General features: G+C 64.3%; 16 protein-coding genes. 10 read left to right on the top strand and 6 right to left on the bottom strand.

Translation table 11 applies throughout. The annotated features are described in order from the left end of the window. Positions 1-32 precede the first annotated feature (32 nt). Positions 33-3,764, top strand: coding sequence for a hypothetical protein (locus DZK26_RS08610; protein ID WP_147306566.1), 3,732 nt, complete (start codon positions 33-35; stop codon positions 3,762-3,764). A gap of 102 nt (positions 3,765-3,866) precedes the next feature. Beyond that, positions 3,867-3,995, top strand: coding sequence for a hypothetical protein (locus tag DZK26_RS14580; RefSeq protein WP_258870793.1), 129 nt, complete (start codon positions 3,867-3,869; stop codon positions 3,993-3,995). Positions 3,996-4,025: 30 nt separating this feature from the next. Here the strand turns inward: DZK26_RS14580 and DZK26_RS08600 are convergent, their stop codons facing one another. After that, complete coding sequence (locus DZK26_RS08600; RefSeq protein ID WP_116896770.1) at positions 4,026-4,925, bottom strand: DMT family transporter; 900 nt, start codon at positions 4,923-4,925, stop codon at positions 4,026-4,028. Positions 4,926-5,069: 144 nt separating this feature from the next. Between DZK26_RS08600 and DZK26_RS08595 the strand changes: the two genes are divergently transcribed. From DZK26_RS08595 to katG, 3 genes are all read left to right on the top strand, one after another. Next, positions 5,070-5,417, top strand: a complete 348-nt coding sequence (locus DZK26_RS08595; protein WP_116896771.1) for a helix-turn-helix transcriptional regulator — start codon at positions 5,070-5,072, stop codon at positions 5,415-5,417. Between the two features lie 74 nt (positions 5,418-5,491). After that, positions 5,492-5,893 (top strand): ArsI/CadI family heavy metal resistance metalloenzyme, encoded by a 402-nt coding sequence (locus tag DZK26_RS08590; protein WP_116896772.1) that lies wholly within the window; start codon positions 5,492-5,494, stop codon positions 5,891-5,893. Positions 5,894-6,119: 226 nt separating this feature from the next. Continuing rightward, complete coding sequence (katG, locus tag DZK26_RS08585) at positions 6,120-8,312, top strand: catalase/peroxidase HPI (RefSeq protein WP_116896773.1); 2,193 nt, start codon at positions 6,120-6,122, stop codon at positions 8,310-8,312. 79 nt (positions 8,313-8,391) lie between these two features. On the opposite strand, the gene DZK26_RS08580 is transcribed toward katG, so the two are convergent. After that, positions 8,392-9,138 carry a hypothetical protein gene (locus DZK26_RS08580; protein WP_116896774.1) on the bottom strand — a complete coding sequence of 249 codons (747 nt, stop codon included), beginning with the start codon at positions 9,136-9,138 and terminating at the stop codon, positions 8,392-8,394. A 139-nt stretch (positions 9,139-9,277) separates the two neighbouring features. Between DZK26_RS08580 and DZK26_RS08575 the strand changes: the two genes are divergently transcribed. The 3 genes from DZK26_RS08575 to DZK26_RS08565 are packed head-to-tail and all read left to right on the top strand — an operon-like array spanning position 9,278 to position 12,859. Continuing rightward, positions 9,278-10,183 carry an AEC family transporter gene (locus tag DZK26_RS08575; protein ID WP_116896775.1) on the top strand — a complete coding sequence of 302 codons (906 nt, stop codon included), beginning with the start codon at positions 9,278-9,280 and terminating at the stop codon, positions 10,181-10,183. 4 nt (positions 10,184-10,187) lie between these two features. After that, entirely contained in the window at positions 10,188-10,790 is a 603-nt protein-coding gene (locus DZK26_RS08570; RefSeq protein WP_116896776.1) for a biliverdin-producing heme oxygenase, read from the top strand. 41 nt (positions 10,791-10,831) lie between these two features. Continuing rightward, a complete protein-coding gene (locus tag DZK26_RS08565; RefSeq protein ID WP_116896788.1) occupies positions 10,832-12,859 on the top strand; it encodes a sensor domain-containing diguanylate cyclase in 2,028 nt (675 codons plus the stop codon). Position 12,860: 1 nt separating this feature from the next. Here DZK26_RS08565 and DZK26_RS08560 read toward each other — a convergent pair whose 3' ends face one another. From DZK26_RS08560 to DZK26_RS08550, 3 genes are read right to left on the bottom strand one after another with little or no spacing between them, the layout of a single operon-like run. Continuing rightward, positions 12,861-13,478: a TetR family transcriptional regulator gene (locus tag DZK26_RS08560; RefSeq protein ID WP_116896777.1), complete on the bottom strand. Its 618-nt coding sequence runs from the start codon at positions 13,476-13,478 to the stop codon at positions 12,861-12,863. A gap of 3 nt (positions 13,479-13,481) precedes the next feature. Next, positions 13,482-16,616 carry an efflux RND transporter permease subunit gene (locus DZK26_RS08555; RefSeq protein WP_116896778.1) on the bottom strand — a complete coding sequence of 1,045 codons (3,135 nt, stop codon included), beginning with the start codon at positions 16,614-16,616 and terminating at the stop codon, positions 13,482-13,484. A 2-nt stretch (positions 16,617-16,618) separates the two neighbouring features. Continuing rightward, the gene (locus DZK26_RS08550; RefSeq protein ID WP_116896779.1) at positions 16,619-17,788 is read right to left on the bottom strand and encodes an efflux RND transporter periplasmic adaptor subunit; all 1,170 of its coding nucleotides are present in this window, start codon (positions 17,786-17,788) and stop codon (positions 16,619-16,621) included. Positions 17,789-18,215: 427 nt separating this feature from the next. On the opposite strand from DZK26_RS08550, the gene DZK26_RS08545 reads away from it, so the two are divergent. After that, on the top strand, positions 18,216-18,539 hold the full coding sequence (locus DZK26_RS08545) for a GIY-YIG nuclease family protein (RefSeq protein WP_116896780.1): 324 nt from the start codon (positions 18,216-18,218) through the stop codon (positions 18,537-18,539). A 258-nt stretch (positions 18,540-18,797) separates the two neighbouring features. Here DZK26_RS08545 and asnS read toward each other — a convergent pair whose 3' ends face one another. Beyond that, positions 18,798-20,198: an asparagine--tRNA ligase gene (gene asnS, locus DZK26_RS08540; protein ID WP_116896781.1), complete on the bottom strand. Its 1,401-nt coding sequence runs from the start codon at positions 20,196-20,198 to the stop codon at positions 18,798-18,800. Between the two features lie 57 nt (positions 20,199-20,255). Between asnS and DZK26_RS08535 the strand changes: the two genes are divergently transcribed. Further along, positions 20,256-20,615, top strand: coding sequence for an iron-sulfur cluster assembly accessory protein (locus DZK26_RS08535; RefSeq protein ID WP_116896782.1), 360 nt, complete (start codon positions 20,256-20,258; stop codon positions 20,613-20,615). Positions 20,616-20,716: the final 101 nt, after the last annotated feature.

The raw sequence follows: 20,716 nt of genomic DNA, 5'->3' as shown, positions 1-20,716 counted from the left end.
CATGATCCAGTGTCATACAACAAGGCTGGGTCATGTCACGTGTAGCAAGTTTTATTATTCTGGTGCTTGCTGTCTCCGGACCGGTGGCGGCATCGATAGCGGATTTGACCGTCTCCAGGCAGATCGTCAGCGACGACCAGACGGTTCGTGCCGGTGAACTCATCGAATACGTCACCGACCTTCAATTCAGTGGCGGCGAAACTCGGGAATTTTCCCTGGTCGAGGTTATTCGCGAGCCTTTGCATATCGACGGCACGGTTGAGTTGTCTGTGCGCAGCGGGGCGGTCAGCAGTCGCCGGGTTGCCGTCGAGAAGCGCCGAACGACCGATGGCGTCAATGAAACCGTGGTGCGCTGGCGCGGCACCATGGCAGCCGGCGGCACCCGCATTCAATTGACCATTCCCGTGCGGGTCGAGGTGGCTTGCCGGCCGGGTCAGACACTCGCCGATCGCCGGAGCCAGGCCGTTATTGCCGTGCTCGACGGCAGTGGACAGAGAACGACGGCATCGAGCGACTACTCGGTGCAGTGTCCACCGATGGTTTCGCTGGACGATATTGCGGTCGATTTGTCGCTGTCCTTTCCCGGAGAGGAAGACGGGGCTGGAACGGAGCCGACGAGAGTCAGTGACAGCCATGACCGCTATGCCAATGTAGCGCTGCTGCAGGCGACATTGAGCAATCAGGGGCAGCTGCCGGCGACCGTCGGCGTGCTGATGGACGTACGTTCGGCAGACTCGGAGCCGCCGGGGACCGAATCCCGATATGCTCCGGTTCTGATCGATGCCGGCGAGACCCGGACCGTGGCCGTCTGGACCGATATGCGCCCGCACCTGGACGAGTCGTCGACCAGCCGGCAAGCAACGGCGCTGGAAGCCGGGATCCACTATGTACTGCTGTCCATGCTGCGGGCCGGCGAGGAGAGCGTGCGCCCGGGCCCGGACGATGAAATCCGTCACGTCTCCCGAACGGTTCGCGTTCGCGGCTGGGATCTGGGTGATGCGCCCGACAGTTCCAATCGCGCCGGCGTAGCGATGAATGCCTATCGAGATATGCAGGCCGGCTTCGCCAGCGTTTTCGATACACCGCCCAGCGCAGTGCCGGGGCCGGCCCATGCCCGGCCCCGCCCGTTGCACCTGGGCCGCTCGGTCAGTCGCGAGGCCGATGCCGATCTGGGTACGAATGCCAATATCGAGCCGGCCCGCAACCGTGCCGATCTCGACGAATTCGACGACGGCACGCAGCCCGCGTCATGGGCGCTGCGGCATTGCCGCGCCACCACCATCGATGTGCAGGTGTTCGTCAGCCGCGAAGCGGCGGCGTGGTTTGCGGCCGGGCAGCAATCCGCCTTCCTCAATGCCTGGCTGGATTTCGACCGCGACGGGCAGTGGGGGCGAGTGGCGTCCTGTCCGTCCGGGCGGGCCTTCGAACATGCCGTCATCGATTATCCGGTCGACGTCGCCGCCCTGGGTCCCGGATACCACACGCTGCAGGTTCCAACCGGGCGAATCCATTGGCCGAGCGAGCTCGCCCTGCAGCCGGCCTGGGTGCGCCTGAGCTTGAGCGAGACGCCGTCGGTCAAGACCGCCGCGGTCGGATCGGTCGAGTTCGGCGATGGACGCGGGTCCGGTGTTCCGTGGCGCTTCGGCGAAACCGAAGACTTCCTGCTCCGGCCGCTTGGCTCTGCCGGCGCCGGTCCGGACCTGGCGGTCGATCTGGGCGGGTCGTCGCGGATCCTGACCGAACCGGATAGCACGCGTGTTACCGACCAGAAGATCGAGTGGACCTGGGTCATGGACTACGCCAATATCGGCAGCCAGCGCGCCGACAATGTCGAGCGGATCTTCGACTTTCCGCATGGCATTTCCCGGGACCAGATCGAGGCCGGCTCGACGTTTGCCCTGGTCAAGCCACGCCGCGATGCGCAGACCATTTACTCCAGCCTGCAGCCCGACGAGTACAGCATCGAGGAAAATCGCGTCCGCTTCGAGCCGGTCAACCTGGCACCGGGCGAACGGGGACGCCTGGTGGTGCAATTCCGCCCCGAGATTGGTGATGAAGTGATCGTTGGCGATAACTTGCGCGCGGAGCCGGTCGACTGGACCGTGCATGCCGAGGCGATCACGCAAGGCGATATCAACACCGATAACCATGTGACCAGTTTTTCGGAAGTCTCCGGCCTGGGCATGCTGACCGAATGGCCCGAGCACGGCCGCATCGCCGCGCGTTCTCCGAATTCACCGTTCTGGGTGCCGCGCGGGACCACCAACCAGTCCGAGTTGACATTGGGCGGCTTCATTCCTACAGGCGAAACGGCCCAGTACGTCAGCGAGGAAGGCGACTACTACCAGGAACAGATTGCCAACGAGGGGTACGTCAATCTCTGGATTCAGGTCATCGCCAGCACCACGGATGACAGCCGTGCCGGCGACTACATCGCACCCGGGGTGTACGTCGAGGAGACTTCGCTCCTGGATGATGGTCGCTGGCAGCTCGACTTGACCAACCTGCCCGACGCCCACTACCGCATTGCCGTGGGTGATCCGTATGCCTGCGACGACTCGGCCGCCCGCCTGGCGGATGATCAACAGGACCGAATCGGTGAACGCGCCCGGCGCGACGGAACGGCCATGGCCGCTTGTGGCGTGTTCACCGTCGACAGCAGCCTGCCGATCGATCCGATCAGTCTGGGTTTCGTCGAGGTGCCCGCGGATCAGGCCGCGACGATCATGGCCGACGACGATGGGCGACCGCTCATTCCGGGTCCGGTGATTCTGCCCGACACCCTGGGATTTTCGCGCGGCGACTGGTCGGTGCGGCTGCCGGCCTCGGCCGAAGGCAACGAATACATCGCCGTGTTCGGCCTCAAGCCGTCGCTGATCGATGCGGACCCGCGTCTGATCGACCGCTACGGTGAGCAGCAGCGCCGGTTCAACGCGGTCGAAACCGCCGTCCCGGCCTTTTACCAGACCGAGTCCTTCTTCTTCGACGAGGCCGATGCCCTGTTCGGAAAACAGACCACGGCAGGCCAATCGCGTAGCGAGACCGATACGCCAGACGAGCGCGAACTGATCGTCAAATTGACCCTGGGCGACATGGATATCGGATTTGCCGGCCGCCCGGCTGTGGCCCGGCACGGGCAGGTGTGGAAGGCGCCGGCCGGCGTCGAAACCGGAGGTCTGTCGAACGAAAGCGCCCCGGAAATCCGTATCGATCTGCTGGTCGGCGTTCCGTTGCGGGGCGAGATGCTGTTTGTGCCCTGGAACGGTGAGCCGTACGGTCAGACAGGCAGCATGTATGTCCAGAGCAGCCTGGAAGGCGCCTATCCGTTCAGCTTCAGCGTGCCACGCGGTGTCTACCAGCTCGTGGCGCAGGCCGATGGTTATCAGATGCATCGCAGTCCGCCGTTTATTGCCGAAGGCCCGATCGAACGCGGCCTCGTGTTGCAACCGATTTCGAGCAATGCACCGGACCGGGTAATCATGATCGAGGACCAGGGTATGAGCCCGGCCTGGTCCGAGGTCCGCCCGGGTGGGACGGTTCGCCTGGTCAATCTGAGCTCACGCGCGCTGGTGCTCGGAGTCGAAGAGTCGGACGAGGCGCTGTCCTGGCGCAGCGGTCAACTGCAGCTGGGTGAATCGTTGGACCTGGTGGCCGGCGAAGACGGGCTGTTTACCGTCACCAATTCCGCAGATCCGCTGACGATGGTGGAGTTGCAGGTCGCCGAACCGGGTGACTCAATCTTCCGTGATGGGTTTGAAAACTGATCGATCAATCGACGACCGGACGTGAGGCGCGGCTGTTCAACCTCATCTGCGATGTTCCTGCCCGTACACCGGCCCGAGTGCCCGCTCGGTTTCGTGCTGAGCATGAGCACAACTTCCGGCGTCGTCCTGTTGACCGTGTTCGGCGCAGTCATGGCGCTGGTAATCGTCGCCATTCATCGCTTCATCGGCTTGCCCTTTCAGGGGGCTGTCCCGCGGAAGCAGCAATCATGAGCGGTAGGCGGACCTGCGACGTTTGGCAAGTCATGCTTGGCGCGGGATGACCGGCGGCGGCCGGCGGGACTGGCTTAGGGCGACGCCGCCGAGGATGAGGGTGCCCGCGATCATCATGCCGGGTGTGACGGGTTCGCCCAGCACCAGCCAGGCCCAGGCGACGCCGAACAGGGGGACCAGGTAGGTTACGGTGGCGGTACGGCTCGGGCCGATGGTGTCGAGCAGCCGGAACAGGAAAGCGTAGGCGATCCCGGTGCAGAGCACACCCAGCGTGATTGCGCTGGCCCAGACGGTGGCGCTCAGCGATTGCTCCGGCCAGTTCCAGATCGCGAGGGGCGAAAGCACGACGGCGCTACACGAAAGTGTGGCACCGCCGAGCGCAACCGGCGGCAGGCCGGCGAGGTGGCGTTTCACCAGGTTCCCGGCCAGGCCGTAGCAGGCGGCGGCCGTCGTGGCCGCCAGCGCGGCCCAGCCGACCGGTACACCTGCCATGGGCATGCCCACCATGACGATGACACCGATGATGCCCGAGGCCAGGCCGAGGCCGCGGCGAATGCCGATCTTTTCGCCGAACATCATTCCGGCGAAGAGCACCGCGAACAGCGCCGTCATGCTGTTGGCAATCGCGCTGATGCCCGCCGGCGCGATGGCCGTGGCCCAGGCGAACAGGGTGAATGGAATGGCCGAGTTGATCAGTCCAATCCCGAACAACACGTGCCATCGCCCCCTTAAGCGCTTGCGCGCCCGCAAGACGAAGGGCAGCAGCACCAGTGCGCCGAAGGCCAACCGGATCTCGACCAGGGCGAAGGGCCCGAACTCCGGCGCGGCCACGCGCATGAGCAGGAACGAGCCACCCCAGATGGCGCCGAGCAGCACCAGCTCGGTCATGGCCTTGAGTTCATCGGCGAGAGGATGCGTGACTTCGTTCATCGTTAAGTTCTGAAAATCCGGCTGGGCGAATCGGAACCGGAGAGGATACCGCGGGGAAGACGGTCCGGGGCATGAAGCGGTTGTGGGCCACTCCAGAGGAAGTTTGCGGTTGCATCCAGCTAGTATTTCGAGTATTCTGGAAATATGAAAAGTCACTCCGGACAATTGGATTCGGCCGAGGACCTGGCGCCCGTGTTCGCAGCGCTGGGGCAGGGCGCCCGTCTGGAAGTCATGCGACTGTTGTTGGCGGCCTATCCGGACGCCGTGGCGGCCGGGGAGATCCAGGAGAAGCTGGGAATTCCGGCCTCGACGCTTTCGCATCACCTGCATCGACTGCGTGAAGTCGGGCTGGTGGTCTCGGTGCGGGAGAGTCAGTGGATTCGTTACGCTGCCCGGGACGACACCCTTCAGGCCCTGCTCGATTTTCTGTATTCCGAGTGCTGCAGCCGCAATTCGGTGGTGGACTCGGACTTCGCTGGTCGCTGTTGCTAGGCTGATTCTTCCATGGTTTCAGTGGCCTTTTTCGTCCATTTACTTCGATAATTGCAGAATTACAGGAGTACCAAATGAACAAGACGCACATCTCACTCGACGTAAGGAATCTGGATGCAGCCCTGGCCTTCTACCGGAATTTCCTGCAGGCCGAGCCGGCCAAGGTTCGCCCGGGCTACGCCAATTTCGAACTGGACAACCCGCCTTTGAAACTGGCGCTGAATCAGGCGAACGAGGGTTCCGTTTCGCACCTGGGTGTTCAGGTGGCCGATCGCGAAGCGGTATTCCAGTCCATCGAGCGGCTCCAGGCGGCGGGCCTGGAGACCCTGGTCGAAACGGATACGGATTGCTGCCACGCCGTCCAGGATAAGGTCTGGATTGCCGATCCCGACGGGCACCGCTGGGAGGTGTTCGTTGTCAAAGGGGATGCGCACAATCCCGAAGCCGAGCCATGCGATTGCAGTTGCAGTGCGTGAGGTCCCAGAAGGGGCGCGAACCCGGTTCTTGCCGGGTTCGCAAACTATGAATGTGCCCGGCTGTGCTTTGATTGCCGTTATACCCGTACGCTATCGGTAGCATGAAAACAATTTATTTTGCAAATCGGCGGCGCTTCGCTATCATCTCGGGGTTGTGATTCAAGTTGGTCGCGCGCACTGTCTGCGTTGACCCGATTCAAAAAGCACGCTAAACCGGAGGAGAGAAATGGATACTGAAGCGAAATGCCCGTTTGCACCGGCGAAGTTCCGGCACACCGCGAGCGGTGCGCTGTCGAACTCGACCTGGTGGCCCGAGAGCCTCAACTTGCGGATTCTCAACCAGAATTCGGACAAGGTCGACCCCATGGGCGAGGAATACGACTACGCCCAGGAGTTCGAAAAGCTCGACTATGACGCGGTCAAGAAGGACCTCCACGCTTTGATGACCGAATCGAAGGACTGGTGGCCGGCCGACTACGGTCACTACGGTCCGTTGTTCATCCGCATGACCTGGCACGCCGCCGGCACCTATCGCGTGACCGACGGCCGTGGTGGCGGCTCGACCGGCAACCAGCGTTTCGCACCCCTCAACAGCTGGCCCGATAACGGCAACCTGGACAAGGCCCGTCGCCTGCTGTGGCCGATCAAGCAGAAGTACGGCAAGCAGCTGTCCTGGTCCGACCTGCTGATCCTGGCCGGCAACGTCGCGCTCGAATCCATGGGCTTCAAGACCTTCGGTTTCGGCGGCGGCCGCGAGGACGTCTGGGAGCCGGAAGGCGATGTCTTCTGGGGCCCTGAAAGCGAATGGCTGGGCAATGAGCGCCACCGCGAAGACGGTGAGCTGATGGGTGCGCTGGCTGCCGACCACATGGGCCTGATCTACGTCAATCCCGAAGGGCCCGACGGCAATCCCGATCCGGCCGAAGCGGCTTCCTTCATCCGGCAGAGCTTCGCTCGCATGGCCATGGACGACTACGAAACCGTCGCCCTGATTGCCGGCGGCCACACCTTCGGCAAGTGCCACGGCGCGGCCCCGGATTCGCACCTGGGTGCCGAGCCGGAAGCCGCTCCCATCGAACAGCAGAACCTGGGCTGGAAGAGCGACTTCGGCACCGGGAAGGGCAAGGACTCCATCACCAGCGGTATCGAGGGTGCCTGGACCCAGACTCCGACGAAGTGGGACATGACCTTCTTCGAGAACCTGTTCAACTTCGAATGGGAAAAGCACAAGGGCCCGGGTGACTCCTGGCAGTGGCGTCCCGTCAATGACGAAGCCCAGGGCATCGTGCCTGACGCGCATGATCCCAATGAGACCCACGCGCCGATGATGCTGACTACCGACCTGGCGCTGAAGGTCGATCCCGACTACCGCAAGATCTCGGAGCATTTCTGGAAGAACCCGGACGAGTTCGCCGATGCCTTCGCGCGGGCCTGGTTCAAGCTGATCCATCGCGACATGGGCCCGATCGATCGCTATCTCGGCCCCGAAGTGCCGGACGAAGAGTTGATCTGGCAGGACCCGGTACCCAAGGTTGATCATGACCTGATTGACGACAACGACGTTGCCGAACTCAAGGGCAAGCTGCTCGACTCCGGTCTGTCGGTCTCCGAGCTGGCCTTCGTGGCCTGGGCCTCGGCCTCGACCTATCGCCACACCGACAAGCGCGGCGGCGCCAACGGCGCACGCATCCGCCTGGCCCCGCAGAAGGACTGGGAAGCCAACCAGCCCGAGAAGCTCGACGGCTGGCTCGACAAGATCGAGAGCGTGCAGAAAGCCTTCAACGATGCCCAGTCGGGCAACAAGAAGGTCTCGCTGGCCGATCTGATCGTGCTTGGCGGCGTGGCTGCGGTGGAGAAGGCGGCGAAGGACGCCGGCTTCGACGTCACCGTGCCGTTCGAACCCGGTCGCACCGACGCAACCGACGAGCAGACCGACGCCGAGTCGTTCGAGTGGCTGGAGCCGGAAGCCGACGGTTTCCGTAACTACCTCGGCCACACGCACGACCGGCCGCAGGAAGAACTGCTGGTCGACCGGGCGCACTTGCTCGGCCTGACCGCGCCGGAGATGACGGCCCTGGTCGGCGGTATGCGTGCGCTTGGCGCCAACCACGACCAGACGTCGCACGGCGTGCTGACCGACCGGCCGGGTACGCTGACCAACGACTTCTTCGTCAACCTGCTCGACATGAGCACCGACGTTAAGGAGACCGACCGGGATGGCATCTACGAAGGCCGCGATCGCGAAAGCGGCGAGGTCAAGTGGACCGCCACCCGCAACGACCTGGTCTTCGGTTCCAACTCGCAGCTCCGCGCGGTGGCCGAAGTCTATGCCAGCGAAGACGGCAAGGAAAAGTTCGTCCACGACTTCATCAATGCCTGGAACAAGGTGATGAACGCGGACCGCTTCGACCTGGCCTGATCCGGCCTGTAAGAGTCGTCAGCAAGACGAGACCCCGACGCCCACCGGGCGCCGGGGTTTTTTGTCTAGATTTTTAAGCCTATTCCTTCATGTGACTGAGTTCGTCGACCCGGACCCAGATGTCGGCATGGTAGTCCTTGATCGACTCGCGGTCGGTTTCGCGCATCTTCATGAATGCTTCTTCGCCGAAGTGTTCCTCGAGCATCTTCCAGAAGCCGTTGTCGCCGTCGAAATCGGCAAAGCTGGTCACGGGCGAAACAACGTAAATGCCGCTGCCGTGTTCTCCACCGATGGCTGAATAGAAATAGAAGGGGTCGCCCCACTCATTCTCTTTTGCGGCCTCGGTGTACTTCTTGACGTTTTCGAGAAAGGCACGTCGGTCCTCGAGTTCGAAGCTGGTCACCCAGGCGATCGAGCGATCCTTGTCGTCGTCGACGTGATGGCTGTGGTCTTCGAGGTAGACGTCGAAGGAGGCGTAGACCTTGTCGACGGTGTCATGATAGCGGTCCTTGAACTGCCCGTAGCAGGCGTCGAGTTCCGTATCGTCGTCGTCGAAATCGGCCCAGCGTTGGTTGTTGACCACGAATGCATAGCGATTGACGTTGCCGGTTTCGGCCTGGTAGACGGACCACTCGGCATCTTCGTCGGCTTCCTTGATGCACTCGTTCCACTCGGTGACGACTTCCTTGTACGCGTCATGCTTGTCGCCCTTGACGTATTCGAGATAGACGCGCTGAACCCAGTCTTCGGCTTCTTCGTGGTTGTCGGCAAATGCCGGGCTGACGGCCAGGGCCAGGCAAGCGATGCTGATGATATTGAATTTCATGGTAGTACCTCCCGTGAAGGACAGTTAGAAAGGCGAGATCACCATCCACGGCGGCGGAATACCTGTCGAAATCCTTTCAACCGGGTTTCATGAAACCTGCGCGCCTCGCCGGCGCCAATCTGCCGTATGATTTCAGGCCATGTCGGCCTATTTCGTCATCATTTCCCTGATCGTGGTCGGGCGATTGCTGGCACGCTTCTTCCCGCCCAGCGCGCCGGAAGTGCTCAATCGCGTGGTGATCATGTTGTGCCTGCCGGCGCTGATCTTCATCCACGTGCCGACCCTGGAAGCCAGCACTGCGTTACTGCCCTTGGTGATCGTGCCCTGGGCCTTGCTCGCCGTGAGCGTCGTTATGGTGCTCTTGCTGGCGCGCTGGCTGGCACTCAAACGCGAGGCGGTGGCCGTCCTGTTGCTGTTGCTGCCGCTGGGCAATACCTCGTTTCTCGGCTTTCCCCTGGTCGAGGCCCTGCTGGGCGAGGAGCAGGTGCGTTTCGCGGTGGTCTACGACCAGTTCGGTTCCTTCCTGATCGTGTGTACACACGCGCTTTTCGTGCTCGCCTGGTTCGGCAGCGGACAGCGTCCGGCGGTCGGGGACATGGCAAAGCGGATCGTGACCTTCCCGCCCTTTATCGCACTGGTCGGCGCACTGCTGCTGGGCAATGCCTGGTTCCCGGAGTGGCTGATGAACCTGGCGCACAACTTCGCCGACATGCTGCTGCCGCTGGTTACCCTGGCGATCGGCATGAGCCTGCATCTGCGCCTGGTGCCGGAGTACCGTCGGCCATTGATGATCGGTTTGCTGAGCAAGCTGTTGATCCTGCCGGCCGTGGCGCTGGGCATCATCCTGCTGCTCGACACACGCCCCGACATCGCGCGCGTCGCCCTGCTGGAATCGACCATGCCGCCGATGATTACCGCCGCCGCGCTGCTCTCCGCGGCCCGGCTGGCGCCGCCATTGGCTTCCGCGTTGGTGGCCTGGGGTGTATTGCTGTCAGCGGTGACCGTGCCCCTGTGGTACATGCTCGGCGCGCAACTGCTATCGTGACGCCATGAGCAGGCGTCTACGGGGCCACGTCCACCAGACCTTGCGCCGGGCCACGGCGGCAGCCCATCACGAACTGGACCATCACCCGTTGATGCAGCGGCTCACCAGCAGTGATCTCAGCCGCGCGCAGTACGCTGAATCGCTCGCGGCCATGCACCGACCGCACGCGCAACTCGAACGGCAGGTTCATGAAAGTCGCCACCATCCCGGGTCGGGACTCGAACTGTCCGCGCGTCTCGAACGCCTGGAAGCGGACCTGTTCGAATTGGGCCGGCCCGTTCCCCCACTCTCGCAGAACCGGCTGGAGGATTCGGATGAACGCGCGGCCTGGTGGGGCCGGGTGTACGTACTGGAGGGGTCGCGCCAGGGCAGTGCGGTTATTGCCAAATGCATCCATTCCAGTCTGGGCGATACCGTTCCCTGCCGTTTCTTCGGCGAGGCGACGGCGCCCCACGACTACGCTGTTTTGCTGGCGACTCTGGAGCACGAGCTGGAAGAAGATGAAGCACTCGAGCAGGCTGTTGCAAGTGCCCGGGCGGCATTTACCGCCTACAAGGCCGGCCTGGATTTCCTCGAAAGCGGGAAACATGACGTCCAATTGCGTTAACTTGACCGTCAGTAGCGGCTGCTGGAGAGAAGGGTAGGGTGATGGACGAGCGGGAACTGGATGCCGCGCTCGAAGCCTGCGAGCGTGAGCCGGTGCATATTCCGGGCGCGATTCAGCCGCATGGCGCGCTGATTGCCATGGACGAACAACTCGAGGCGGTGCGCCAGGTCAGCGCCAATCTCGAATCCATCCTCGGGGTACCGCCGGAGGATGCGCTCGCCATGACCCCCGAGCAGCTGTTCACTCGCCGCTGGCTCGACCAGATTCGCGCCCAGCTCGACACGCGCAACCGTTACGGCGCGCTGGTTGTTTCGCTGCGTATCCGTGGTCGGGCGCGGCGCTTTAGCCTGCTGCCCTATCGCAGCGAGTCGCGCGTGGTGGCTGAACTCGAACCGATGTCCGGTCATCCTGAACGCTGGCTCTTCGGCGCCCTGGCCGACTGGCAGACCGAGCTGTCCGGCTACACGACGCGCGATGGATTGCTCCGGGGACTGACCGCCCTGGTGCGCGAATTGGCCGGCTACGATCGGGTCATGATCTACCGGTTCGACGAGGACTGGAACGGCAGCGTCGTTGCCGAAAGCCGGGTCGAAGGCGCCGACAGTTATCTGGGCCACCACTTTCCGGCCAGCGACATTCCCGCCCAGGTCCGTCGGCTCTATAGCGTCAAGCGCGTTCGCGACATTCCGGATGCGGCGGCTCAAGCCGTGCCCCTGGTGCCGCCGACCGATCCCGTCGACGAATCACCCCTCGACCTCTCGCGCGGCGTTCTGCGTGCGGTCGCGCCGATTCACGCCGCCTATCTGGCCAATATGGGTGTGACCGCCTCGATGTCGATTGCACTGCACCTGGATCGTCAGTTGTGGGGATTGCTGGCCTGCCACGCCGCCTCGCCCAACATCCTGCCGCCGGCGCTGCGTGATGCGCTGCGCGCCATGGTGCAGACAGCCTGCTTTCAGCTCGAACTGATCCAGGCGCGCGAGGAAGCCGCGCTGATTCAGCGGGCCAACGACAGTCGCGACATGCTGGTCGACCAGCGTGGCGAGTTCTCCGAGCCGGAAGAAATCGTGGCGCGGCACGGGCCGGCCTGGCTGCGGGTCTTCCATGCCAGTGGTGCGGTGCTCGTCGCGGGAGATTGGAGCGCCAGCGCGGGCACCGTGCCGGATACCGAGTCAATCGAAAGCATCGTCGCCTGGCTAGGCGAGCACCATTCCGGCGACCTGGCCTGGTCATCGAATGAGCTCGGCAAGACCGGACTGGCCGAGTTCTGCAAACCCGCGCGGGCCGCGGGCCTGCTGGCGGTGCCTTTGCCGGTCCAGAATCCGCGCGACGCCTGGCTGTTGTTCTTTCGCTCCGAGAAGGCCGAAACCAGAATCTGGGCGGGTAATCCCGCAAAGGCGATCGATCGGGAAAGCGGCCGACTGTCGCCGCGCCAGAGCTTCGAGGCCTGGAAGGAAACCGTGCGCGGACAAAGTGCCCGCTGGCTGCCCGTTGAGCGGCGTGCCGCCGCCGATCTGGCCAGCGATCTTGCGGTGCTGGTCGCCGCCGGCGAGATCAGTCGGCTCAATCAGCGCTTTGAGCGCCTGGCCACCAGTGACCACCTCACCGGCCTGTGGAATCGCTACCGCATGGAAGAGGCCATCGACCACGAGGTCTCCGTGGCCGAACGCTACGGTCGACCCTGCGCGCTGGTCATGTTCGATATTGACCATTTCAAGCGCTTCAACGATACCTGGGGGCACGACGCCGGCGACGAGGTGCTCAAGCACGTTGCCAGGTCCGTCTCGACCCAGCTGCGCGACACCGATCACGTTGGCCGCTGGGGCGGTGAAGAATTCATCGTGCTATCCGCCAATACCGGGCTCGAAGGTGCGACCCACTTGGCTGAACGGCTGCGAGCCGCGATCGAGGTCCTGGAAATCCGGGACTACGGCAGCGTCACCGCCAGCTTCGGCGTGGCCGTACACGAAAAGGGCGAGCAGAGCCGCGAGCTGGTCAAGCGTGCCGACCGGGCCCTGTATGCCGCCAAGGAAGGCGGACGCAATCGGGTCGAGCTCGCGGACGGTTGAGTCAGCCGTCTGCCGACACCAGCCGGAACCACTGGTCGACCAGGCGACTGCCGGTCTCCGCGAGTGAAAATGCCGAGGTGTCCAGATGCCAGCCATGAATCAGGCCGCGCAGGGTTGCGTGGAGCAGTTGGTTGGCGTCTTCGGCACTCAGCCCCGGACGCAGCTCACCGGCGCTGCGTGCGGCTTCGAATCGGGGCAGGGTGGCGGCCACCGCCTCGCGTGAGAGTTCGGCCAGCATCCCGACCGGGTTGATATCGGCAAAGAACTCGCAACGATGCAGCAGGATGGCGTGAACGCGCTTGTACTGCGGGCGTTCGAGCCGATCGATCGCCTGCAGGCAGGCCAGGCGAATCTCGTCGAGATGGCCCTCGGCCCGCTGTTCGTCGGGTATGGCCTCGACCAGTTCCTCGAAGGGCATGTGGACGCGCTCGAGCATGCTCTGGAACAGGTCGGCCTTGCCCTCGAAGTGCCAGTACAGGGCCCCGCGCGTGACACCGGCGGTGTGGGCGATTTCGCGCAGGCTGGCCCTTGCGACCCCCTTTTCGTAAAAGACCGCCTCGGCGGCATCGAGCAGGGATTCGCGGGTGGCTTCGGCTTCGGCCTTGGTTCGGCGTGCCATGACTTAGGCGTCTCCGGAACTTGATTCGGTACGCCGCCGCCGGAGCCAGTCCGAGAAGTCCTCGAACAGCTTGTAGAACAGCGGCACGAACAACAGCGCCAGGGTAGAGGCGAAGATCATGCCGCCGACCACCACGGTGCCGATCTCCTGGCGGCTGTTCGCGCCGGCGCCGCTGGCGATGACCAGCGGGAAGGTGCCGATGATGAAGGTGAATGCCGTCATCAGGATGGCCCGGAAACGCTGGCGAGCCGCCGCCGCGGCCGATTCGAAGGCACTCATCCCCGATGCGCGGTTCTGGGCGGCGAACTCGACGATCAGGATGGCGTTCTTGGCGGCCAGGCCGATGAGCACCAGCAGCCCCACCTGGAAGTAGATGTCGTTGGGAAAGCCGCGCAGCATGGCCGCCAGGGCCGCGCCGAGCACGCCGAAGGGTATGGCGGTGGCCACGGCCAGCGGCAGGGTCAGTCGCTCGTACTGGGCGGCGAGGATCAAAAACACCATCACCAGGCCCAGGGCGAAGGCGAGTGTGCCGGCACCGGCGGCGGCATCGAGCTGGTAGGCCTCGCCGGTCCAGCCGGGTAGTACGTTGCGATCGTCGATTTCGGCGTCGAGCACTTCCTGTATGGCGGTCTTGGCCTCTCCGGTGGTGTAGCCGGGGGCGGCGTCGGCCATGATCTTGGCCGCCGAGTTGACGTTGAAGCGGTTGATGATATCCGCGCCCGACGTTCGCTCGAGACGGACGAGGGAACTGAGCGGAATCATTTCGCCGCTGTTCGAGCGCACGAAGACCTTGTCAAGGTCCTCGGGGGTGCTGCGGAACTCGCCTTCGGACTGCAGGTTGACCTGCCAGTTGCGCCCGGACAGCGTGAAGTCGTTGACGTAGAGCGAGCCGAAGGTGGCCTGCATGGTCGAGAACACCTGGCCGATCGGCACGCCGGCGGCCAGCGCCTTGTCGCGGTCGACTTCGGCCCGGTAGCGCGGGAAGGAGGTATCCAGCGTGGTGCGCGCATTGGTCAGCTCGGGGCGCTCGTTGGCTGTGGCCATCAGGCGGGCGGCCAGGGCCTGGATTTCAGCGGTGTCGGCATCGCCGCGCACTTCCAGGTAGCCCTCCACGCCGCCGGTCAGCGACAGGCCCTGGATCGGCGGCGGGGCGAACGAGATCACGAACCCGTCGGGCATCTGCATGCCCATGCCCATGATGCGTCCGGTCATCGACTGGGCATCCTGGCCCGGACCTTCACGCTCGCTCCAGTCGGCCAGGTTGGCGAAGCCGGCACCCGAGTTGGTGCGCTGGCTCATGGAGATGATGTCGAAACCCGCGAAAGTGGTGAAGTCGTCAATCTCGTCCATCGCCAGCAACGACTCGGAGAGCCGGTCGCGAAATTCGACGGTGCGGTTGAGCGAGGCCGAGGGCGGCAGTGAGTAGGACACCAGGGCCACGCCCTGGTCCTCGGCCGGCACCAGGCCGGGGGCGAGGCGCTGCATCCCGAGCACGGCCAGCACGATGACCAGCACGAACAGCCCGACGCCGATGACCGAGCGGCGCAGCAGCCATTCCACGCTCGCCACGAAGCCGTTGGTGAATTTCTCGAACCCCTTGTTGAACCACTGGAAGGGTTTGGACACGTCGCGCCGTTCGCCGTCGAGCAGCAGCGCGCACATCGCCGGCGTGAGGGTCAGTGCGACCACGCCGGAGACGACCACCGACACCGCGATGGTCACCGCGAACTGGCGGTACAGCTCGCCGCTCATGCCGCCCAGGAAGGCGACCGGGGCGAATACCGCCACCAGCACCAGCGTGGACGACACCACGGCGCCGGCGACCTGCTGCATGGTCTGGACCGAGGCCTCACGCGCTTTCATGTTCTTCTCGTGCATCAGCCGCTCGACGTTTTCCATCACGATGATGGCGTTGTCGACCACGATCCCGATCGAAAGCACCAGCCCGAACAGCGTGAGCAGGTTGATCGAAAAGCCCATCGCCAGCATGCCGGCGAAGGTGCCCACCAGCGAGACGGGAATGGCCAGTACCGGGATGAGCGTCGCGCGCAGGTGCTGCAGGAACACAAAGGTGACCAGAACCACCAGCAGCGTGGCGATGACCAGCGTGGTGAAGACCTCGCGGATCGAGATATCGATGAATTCGGTGGTATCGAAGGGAATGGCGTAGTCCAGGTCCGCCGGGAAGCGGCCTCGCGCTTCGTCGAGGGCATCGCGCACGCGCTGGGCGGTTTCCAGCGCGTTGGCGCCGGGCTGGAGGTAGATGCCGATCGGCACGCTGGGCTGGTCGTCGTAGGTGGCCGAGAAGTTGTAGTCCTGGGCACCGAGCTCGACCCGGGCGACATCGCCCAGGCGCAGCACGCTGCCGTCGGATTGCGAGCGCAGGATGATCCGTTCGAATTCCTCGGCGTCGGCGAGCTGGCCGCTGGTCGAGACCGCCATGGTGAAGGCGGTGTCGTCCGGCGCCGGTTCGGCGCCGAGCCGGCCGGCGGCGTACTGCGCGTTCTGGTCGCGCACCGCGCCGGCCACGTCGGCCGGGGTCAGCCCGAACTGGGCGAGCTTGTCGGGCTTGAGCCAGATCCGCATCGAGTAGTCCTGGCGGCCGAACAGCGAGGCATCGCCCACGCCGGGCACGCGCACCAGCTCGTCGAGCACGTTGAGCAGCGCGTAGTTGGACATGAACAGGGCGTCGTGCGAACCCTCGGGCGAGTAGAGCACCGGTACCAGCAGGATGTTGGTCGAGCGCGACTCCACGCGTACACCCAGCTGGCGCACGGTCTGCGGTACCCGGGGCAGGGCCGCCTGCACGCGGTTGTTGACGTTGATGGTGGCCTGGTCGGGGTCGGTGCCGATCTCGAACGACACGGTGATCGTCAGGGCGCCGGAGTCGGTGGCGGTCGACTCCATGTAGATCATGTCGTCGACGCCGTTGATCTCCTGCTCGATGGGCGCGGCAACCGTCTCGGCGATGACATCGGCGCTGGCGCCGGGATAGTTCGCCTGGACGACCACCTGCGGCGGCACCACGTCCGGGTACAGTTCGATCGGCAGGGCGCGAAGCGCCGCGCTGCCGGCCAGCACGATGATGATCGAGATGACCGAGGCGAAGATCGGCCGGTCGATGAAGAATCTGAGCATGATCAGGCGTCGCCTTGTTCGCTGGCGGATTCGGGGTTCGCTTCGACGGGTTGTGCCTGGACCGGCATGCCGTCGCGCAGGTTGTTCAGTCCGCTGACGACCACGCGCTCACCGTTCTCCAGCCCGGAAATGATGATCCGGCTTTCTCCGCTGGTCGGGCCCAGTTCGACGAGCCGGGCGCTCACCGTGTCGTCGTCGCCGACGATGAACAGGCGCGCCCCGTCGGCCCCCTGCGCCACGGCTTCGCGCGGCACGCTGAAGACCTGCTCGAATGACCGCGTGGTCATGCGAATGCGGACGAACTGGCCGGGCACCAGTTCGCCGTCGGTGTTGGGAAACACGGCCCGCGCCGACACGCTGCCGGTGCGCGGGTCGATGGTGGCGTCGGTGAAGTCGACCCGTCCGGGCGTGGCGTACTCGCGGCCGTCGGGCAGTTCCAGGCGGGCGGTCTGCTCGGTGGTTTCACCGCGGCCGTGCATGGCCTGGCGTGCACGCTGCTGCATCACCGCGTCACGCTCGGGCAGGGAGAAGCGCACGTGTACCGGATCGGTCTGCGTGATGGTGGTCAGCAGAGCGCCGGTGCTGATCAGGCTGCCCTCCGAGACCGTTTCGAGCCCGGTGACGCCCGAGATCGGCGCGGTGACCCGGGTCCAGTCCAGATTGAGCTGTGCCGAAGCCAATCCGGCCCGGGCCAGCGCCACGCCCGCCTCGGCCAGTTCCAGTGCCGATTGCGCCTGGTCGCGATCACGCTCGCTGACGGCATTTTGTTCATACAGCCCGCTGATTCGGCGCCATTCGCGCTGCGCCTGGTTGTAGCTGGCCCGGGCGTTGGCCAGCTCGGCTTCCGCCCGCTGGACGGCGATCTCGTAGCGTTCGGGATCGACCCGGAACAGTTCGTCGCCGGCGGCGACTATCTGGCCCTCGTTGTAGAGCCGCTCGAGCAGAATGCCCTCCACGCGCGAGCGCACCTCGACCTCGCGCGAACCGCGCACCCGGCCGGCGTATTCCGCCTCGGTCGTGACATCCGTGGCTTCGACGGTCGTGAAGCGGACCGGGGGAGGTGGCTGCTGCTGGTCCTGCTGGGGCTCGGAACAGGCAGACAGCAGCAGAATGACCGCAAACACGGCGGCCATGTCCCGGACCCGGGTTCCGGTACGGCAGAAAAACGTCATGTTCGGTTGACTCCGGTCTGATGGGATTGAATCGGACGGGCAGGGCGTCCTTCGGCAACCGCACAATTATACATACATGGATGTATGTTTTGTAAATAAGGCAGCCCCGCCCCTGTCGTCCCGGAACCCGCCCCGTCTTGTCGTCCCGGAAACGGCGCAGCCGTTATCCGGGACCTCGCACTCATCGGCGGGCACTGAGCCAGGCTATGCCGGAGGCAGGCGTGCGAGGTCCCGGCTCTCCGCTTCGCTCCGGTCGGGACGACACGGGGGCTGTCGTCCCGGAAATCGCGCAGCGATTATCCGGGACCTCGCACCCCTCGGGTTGCACGGCTCCAAACAATCCCCCGCCTCTTAACGTGCAATTCCTACATCTGCGAACGCTGAATTCCGATCGATCCGAGCATGGCGCATCGCCAACACTTCATAAATGGATCGTCAGTACTACGTCTACATCCTGACAAACCGTTTGCGAGGAACGCTCTACATTGGCGTCACCAATGATTTGGTTCGGCGGGTGTGGGAGCATCGACTGGGCAGGGTTTCGGGGTTTACCCGCAAATATCGCTTGCGTCGGCTGGTTCATTTCGAGGCATGTGGCGACATCTGCGCCGCGATCGAGCGAGAAAAGCGGCTCAAGCGCTGGCGCCGGGCGTGGAAGTTGGCGTTGATCGAGCAACAGAATTCCGGTTGGCGGGATCTGTTTCCGGAGTTGGCGGAGTTCGACGGCGCTGGTTCGTCAGTGCCTTACTGAGATAGGCCGTGCAGGGTGTTGGCGTGCGAGGTCCCGGCTCCTCGCTCCGCTCGGGCCGGGACGACACGGGATTGCGATTGTCGCCGCGGACACGCCCCCAGCGTCCTGAAAACGGCTCCCCCTGTCGTCCCGGAAGCTGCGAAAGCAGCTATCCGGGACCTCGCACTTATCGGCGGGCACTGAGCCAGGCCGTGCAGGGCGTTGGCGTGCGAGGTCCCGGCTCCTCGCTCCGCTCGGGCCGGGACGACACGATATGAGCTAGTACGGCGCGTGGCCGGGGGTTCTGGGGAACGGAATGACGTCGCGGATATTGGTCAGGCCGGTGATGTAGTTGAGCAGGCGTTCGAAGCCGAGGCCGAATCCCGAGTGCGGGACGGTGCCGTAGCGGCGCAGGTCGACGTACCAGCTGTAGGTCTCGGCATCGAGGCCGTGCTCGGCCATGCGGCGCTCGAGTATGTCCAGGCGTTCCTCGCGCTGCGAGCCGCCGATGATTTCGCCGATGCCGGGGGCGAGCACATCCATGGCCGCGGCGGTCTTGCCGTCGTCGTTCAGGCGCATGTAGAAGGCCTTGATCTCGTCGGGGTAGTTCTTGACCACCACCGGCGCCTTGCAGTGCTGCTCGGTCAGGTAGCGTTCGTGCTCGGTCTGCAGGTCCAGGCCCCATTCGGCCGGATACTCGAACTTCTTGCCGGACGCCTTGAGGATATCGATGGCCTCGGCGTAGTCCATCTGCACGAATTCGGTCTTGATCAGCTTCTCCAGACGGGTGACCGCCTCGGGCTCGATGCGCTCGGCGAAGAAGGCCATGTCCTCGCCACATCGATCGAGCACGCGCGTGAACACGGACTTCAGGAAGTCCTCGGACAGGTCGGCCAGGTCGTCGAGGTCGGCGAAAGCCACTTCCGGCTCGACCATCCAGAACTCGGCCAGGTGGCGGGCGGTGTTGGAGTTTTCCGCCCGGAAGGTCGGGCCGAAGGTGTAGACCTTGCTCATCGCCAGGCAGTAGGCCTCGACGTTGAGCTGACCGGAGACCGTCAGGAAGGCCTCGCGGCCGAAAAAGTCCTCGCCGAAATCGACCTTGCCGTCGTCGGTGCGCGGCAGGTTCATCAGGTCCAGCGTGGACACGCGAAAGAGCTGGCCGGCGCCCTCGGCATCCGAGGAGGTGATGATCGGGGTGTTGATCCAGTAGTAGCCCTGGCTGTCGAAGAATTCGTGAATCGCCTGCATGGCGGCATGACGCACCCGGGTGACCGCCCCGAAGGTGTTGGTGCGCGGGCGCAGGTGGGCGACCGTGCGCAGGAATTCAAAGCTGTGCTTCTTGGGCTGGACGGGGTAGGTATCGGGGTCGGTGACCCAGCCGATGACCTCGATTTTCCCGGCCTGGATCTCAACCGACTGGCCGCGGCCCTTGGACTCGACCACGGTGCCCCGGCAGCTCAGCGAGCAGCCCGAGGTCAGATGCCGGACCTCGTCCTCGTAATTGGGCAGCGCCTGGTCGGCCACCAGCTGCAGATTGCCTTGCGTCGAGCCGTCGTTGAGGTGGATGAAGGAAAATCCGGCCTTGGAGTCGCGCCGGGTACGCACCCAGCCCTGGACGGTGACTTCGGAACCGACGGCGATTTCGCCGCCGAGCACCTGCTTGATGCTGGCAGTCTGCATGGTGTTGAGAGTCCTTATTCGTTGAAAGCTGTCGCGCGAGCCGCAATAATACCCAACATGGCTACGGCAACCCAAGAAAACGCAAGCGAATCCGGCATTCTTCTCACCGAATCGGCCGTCGAGCGGGTACGCGAGTTCCTCGAGCGCGACGGGGGCGTCGGACTGCGCATCGATATCCGCCGTACCGGCTGCTCGGGCTACGCCTACGATGTGGGGCTGGCGCACGAGGTCGAGGAGTCCGACCACGAATTCGAGCAGGACGGCCTGAAAGTCGTCGTCTCGGACAAGGCCATGCCCATGGTCGCCGGCACCACGGTGGATTTCGTCAACGAGGGCCTGGTGCGCGAATTCCGCTTCCGCAATCCCAATGTCACCGGCGAGTGTGGCTGTGGGGAAAGCTTCACCGTCGGCGGGTGAATCACGCGCTGTCGTCCCGGAAACGACTCCCCCTGTCGCCCCGGAAATCGCATTCCTTGTCGTCCCGGAAGCTGCGAAAGCAGCTATCCGGGACCTCGCAG

This window comes from Wenzhouxiangella sp. 15190, from assembly GCF_003417465.1.
GTDB lineage: Bacteria > Pseudomonadota > Gammaproteobacteria > Xanthomonadales > Wenzhouxiangellaceae > Wenzhouxiangella.
The sequence above is the reverse complement of the archived record's forward strand: the minus strand, read 5'-3'. Positions and strand labels throughout refer to the sequence as shown.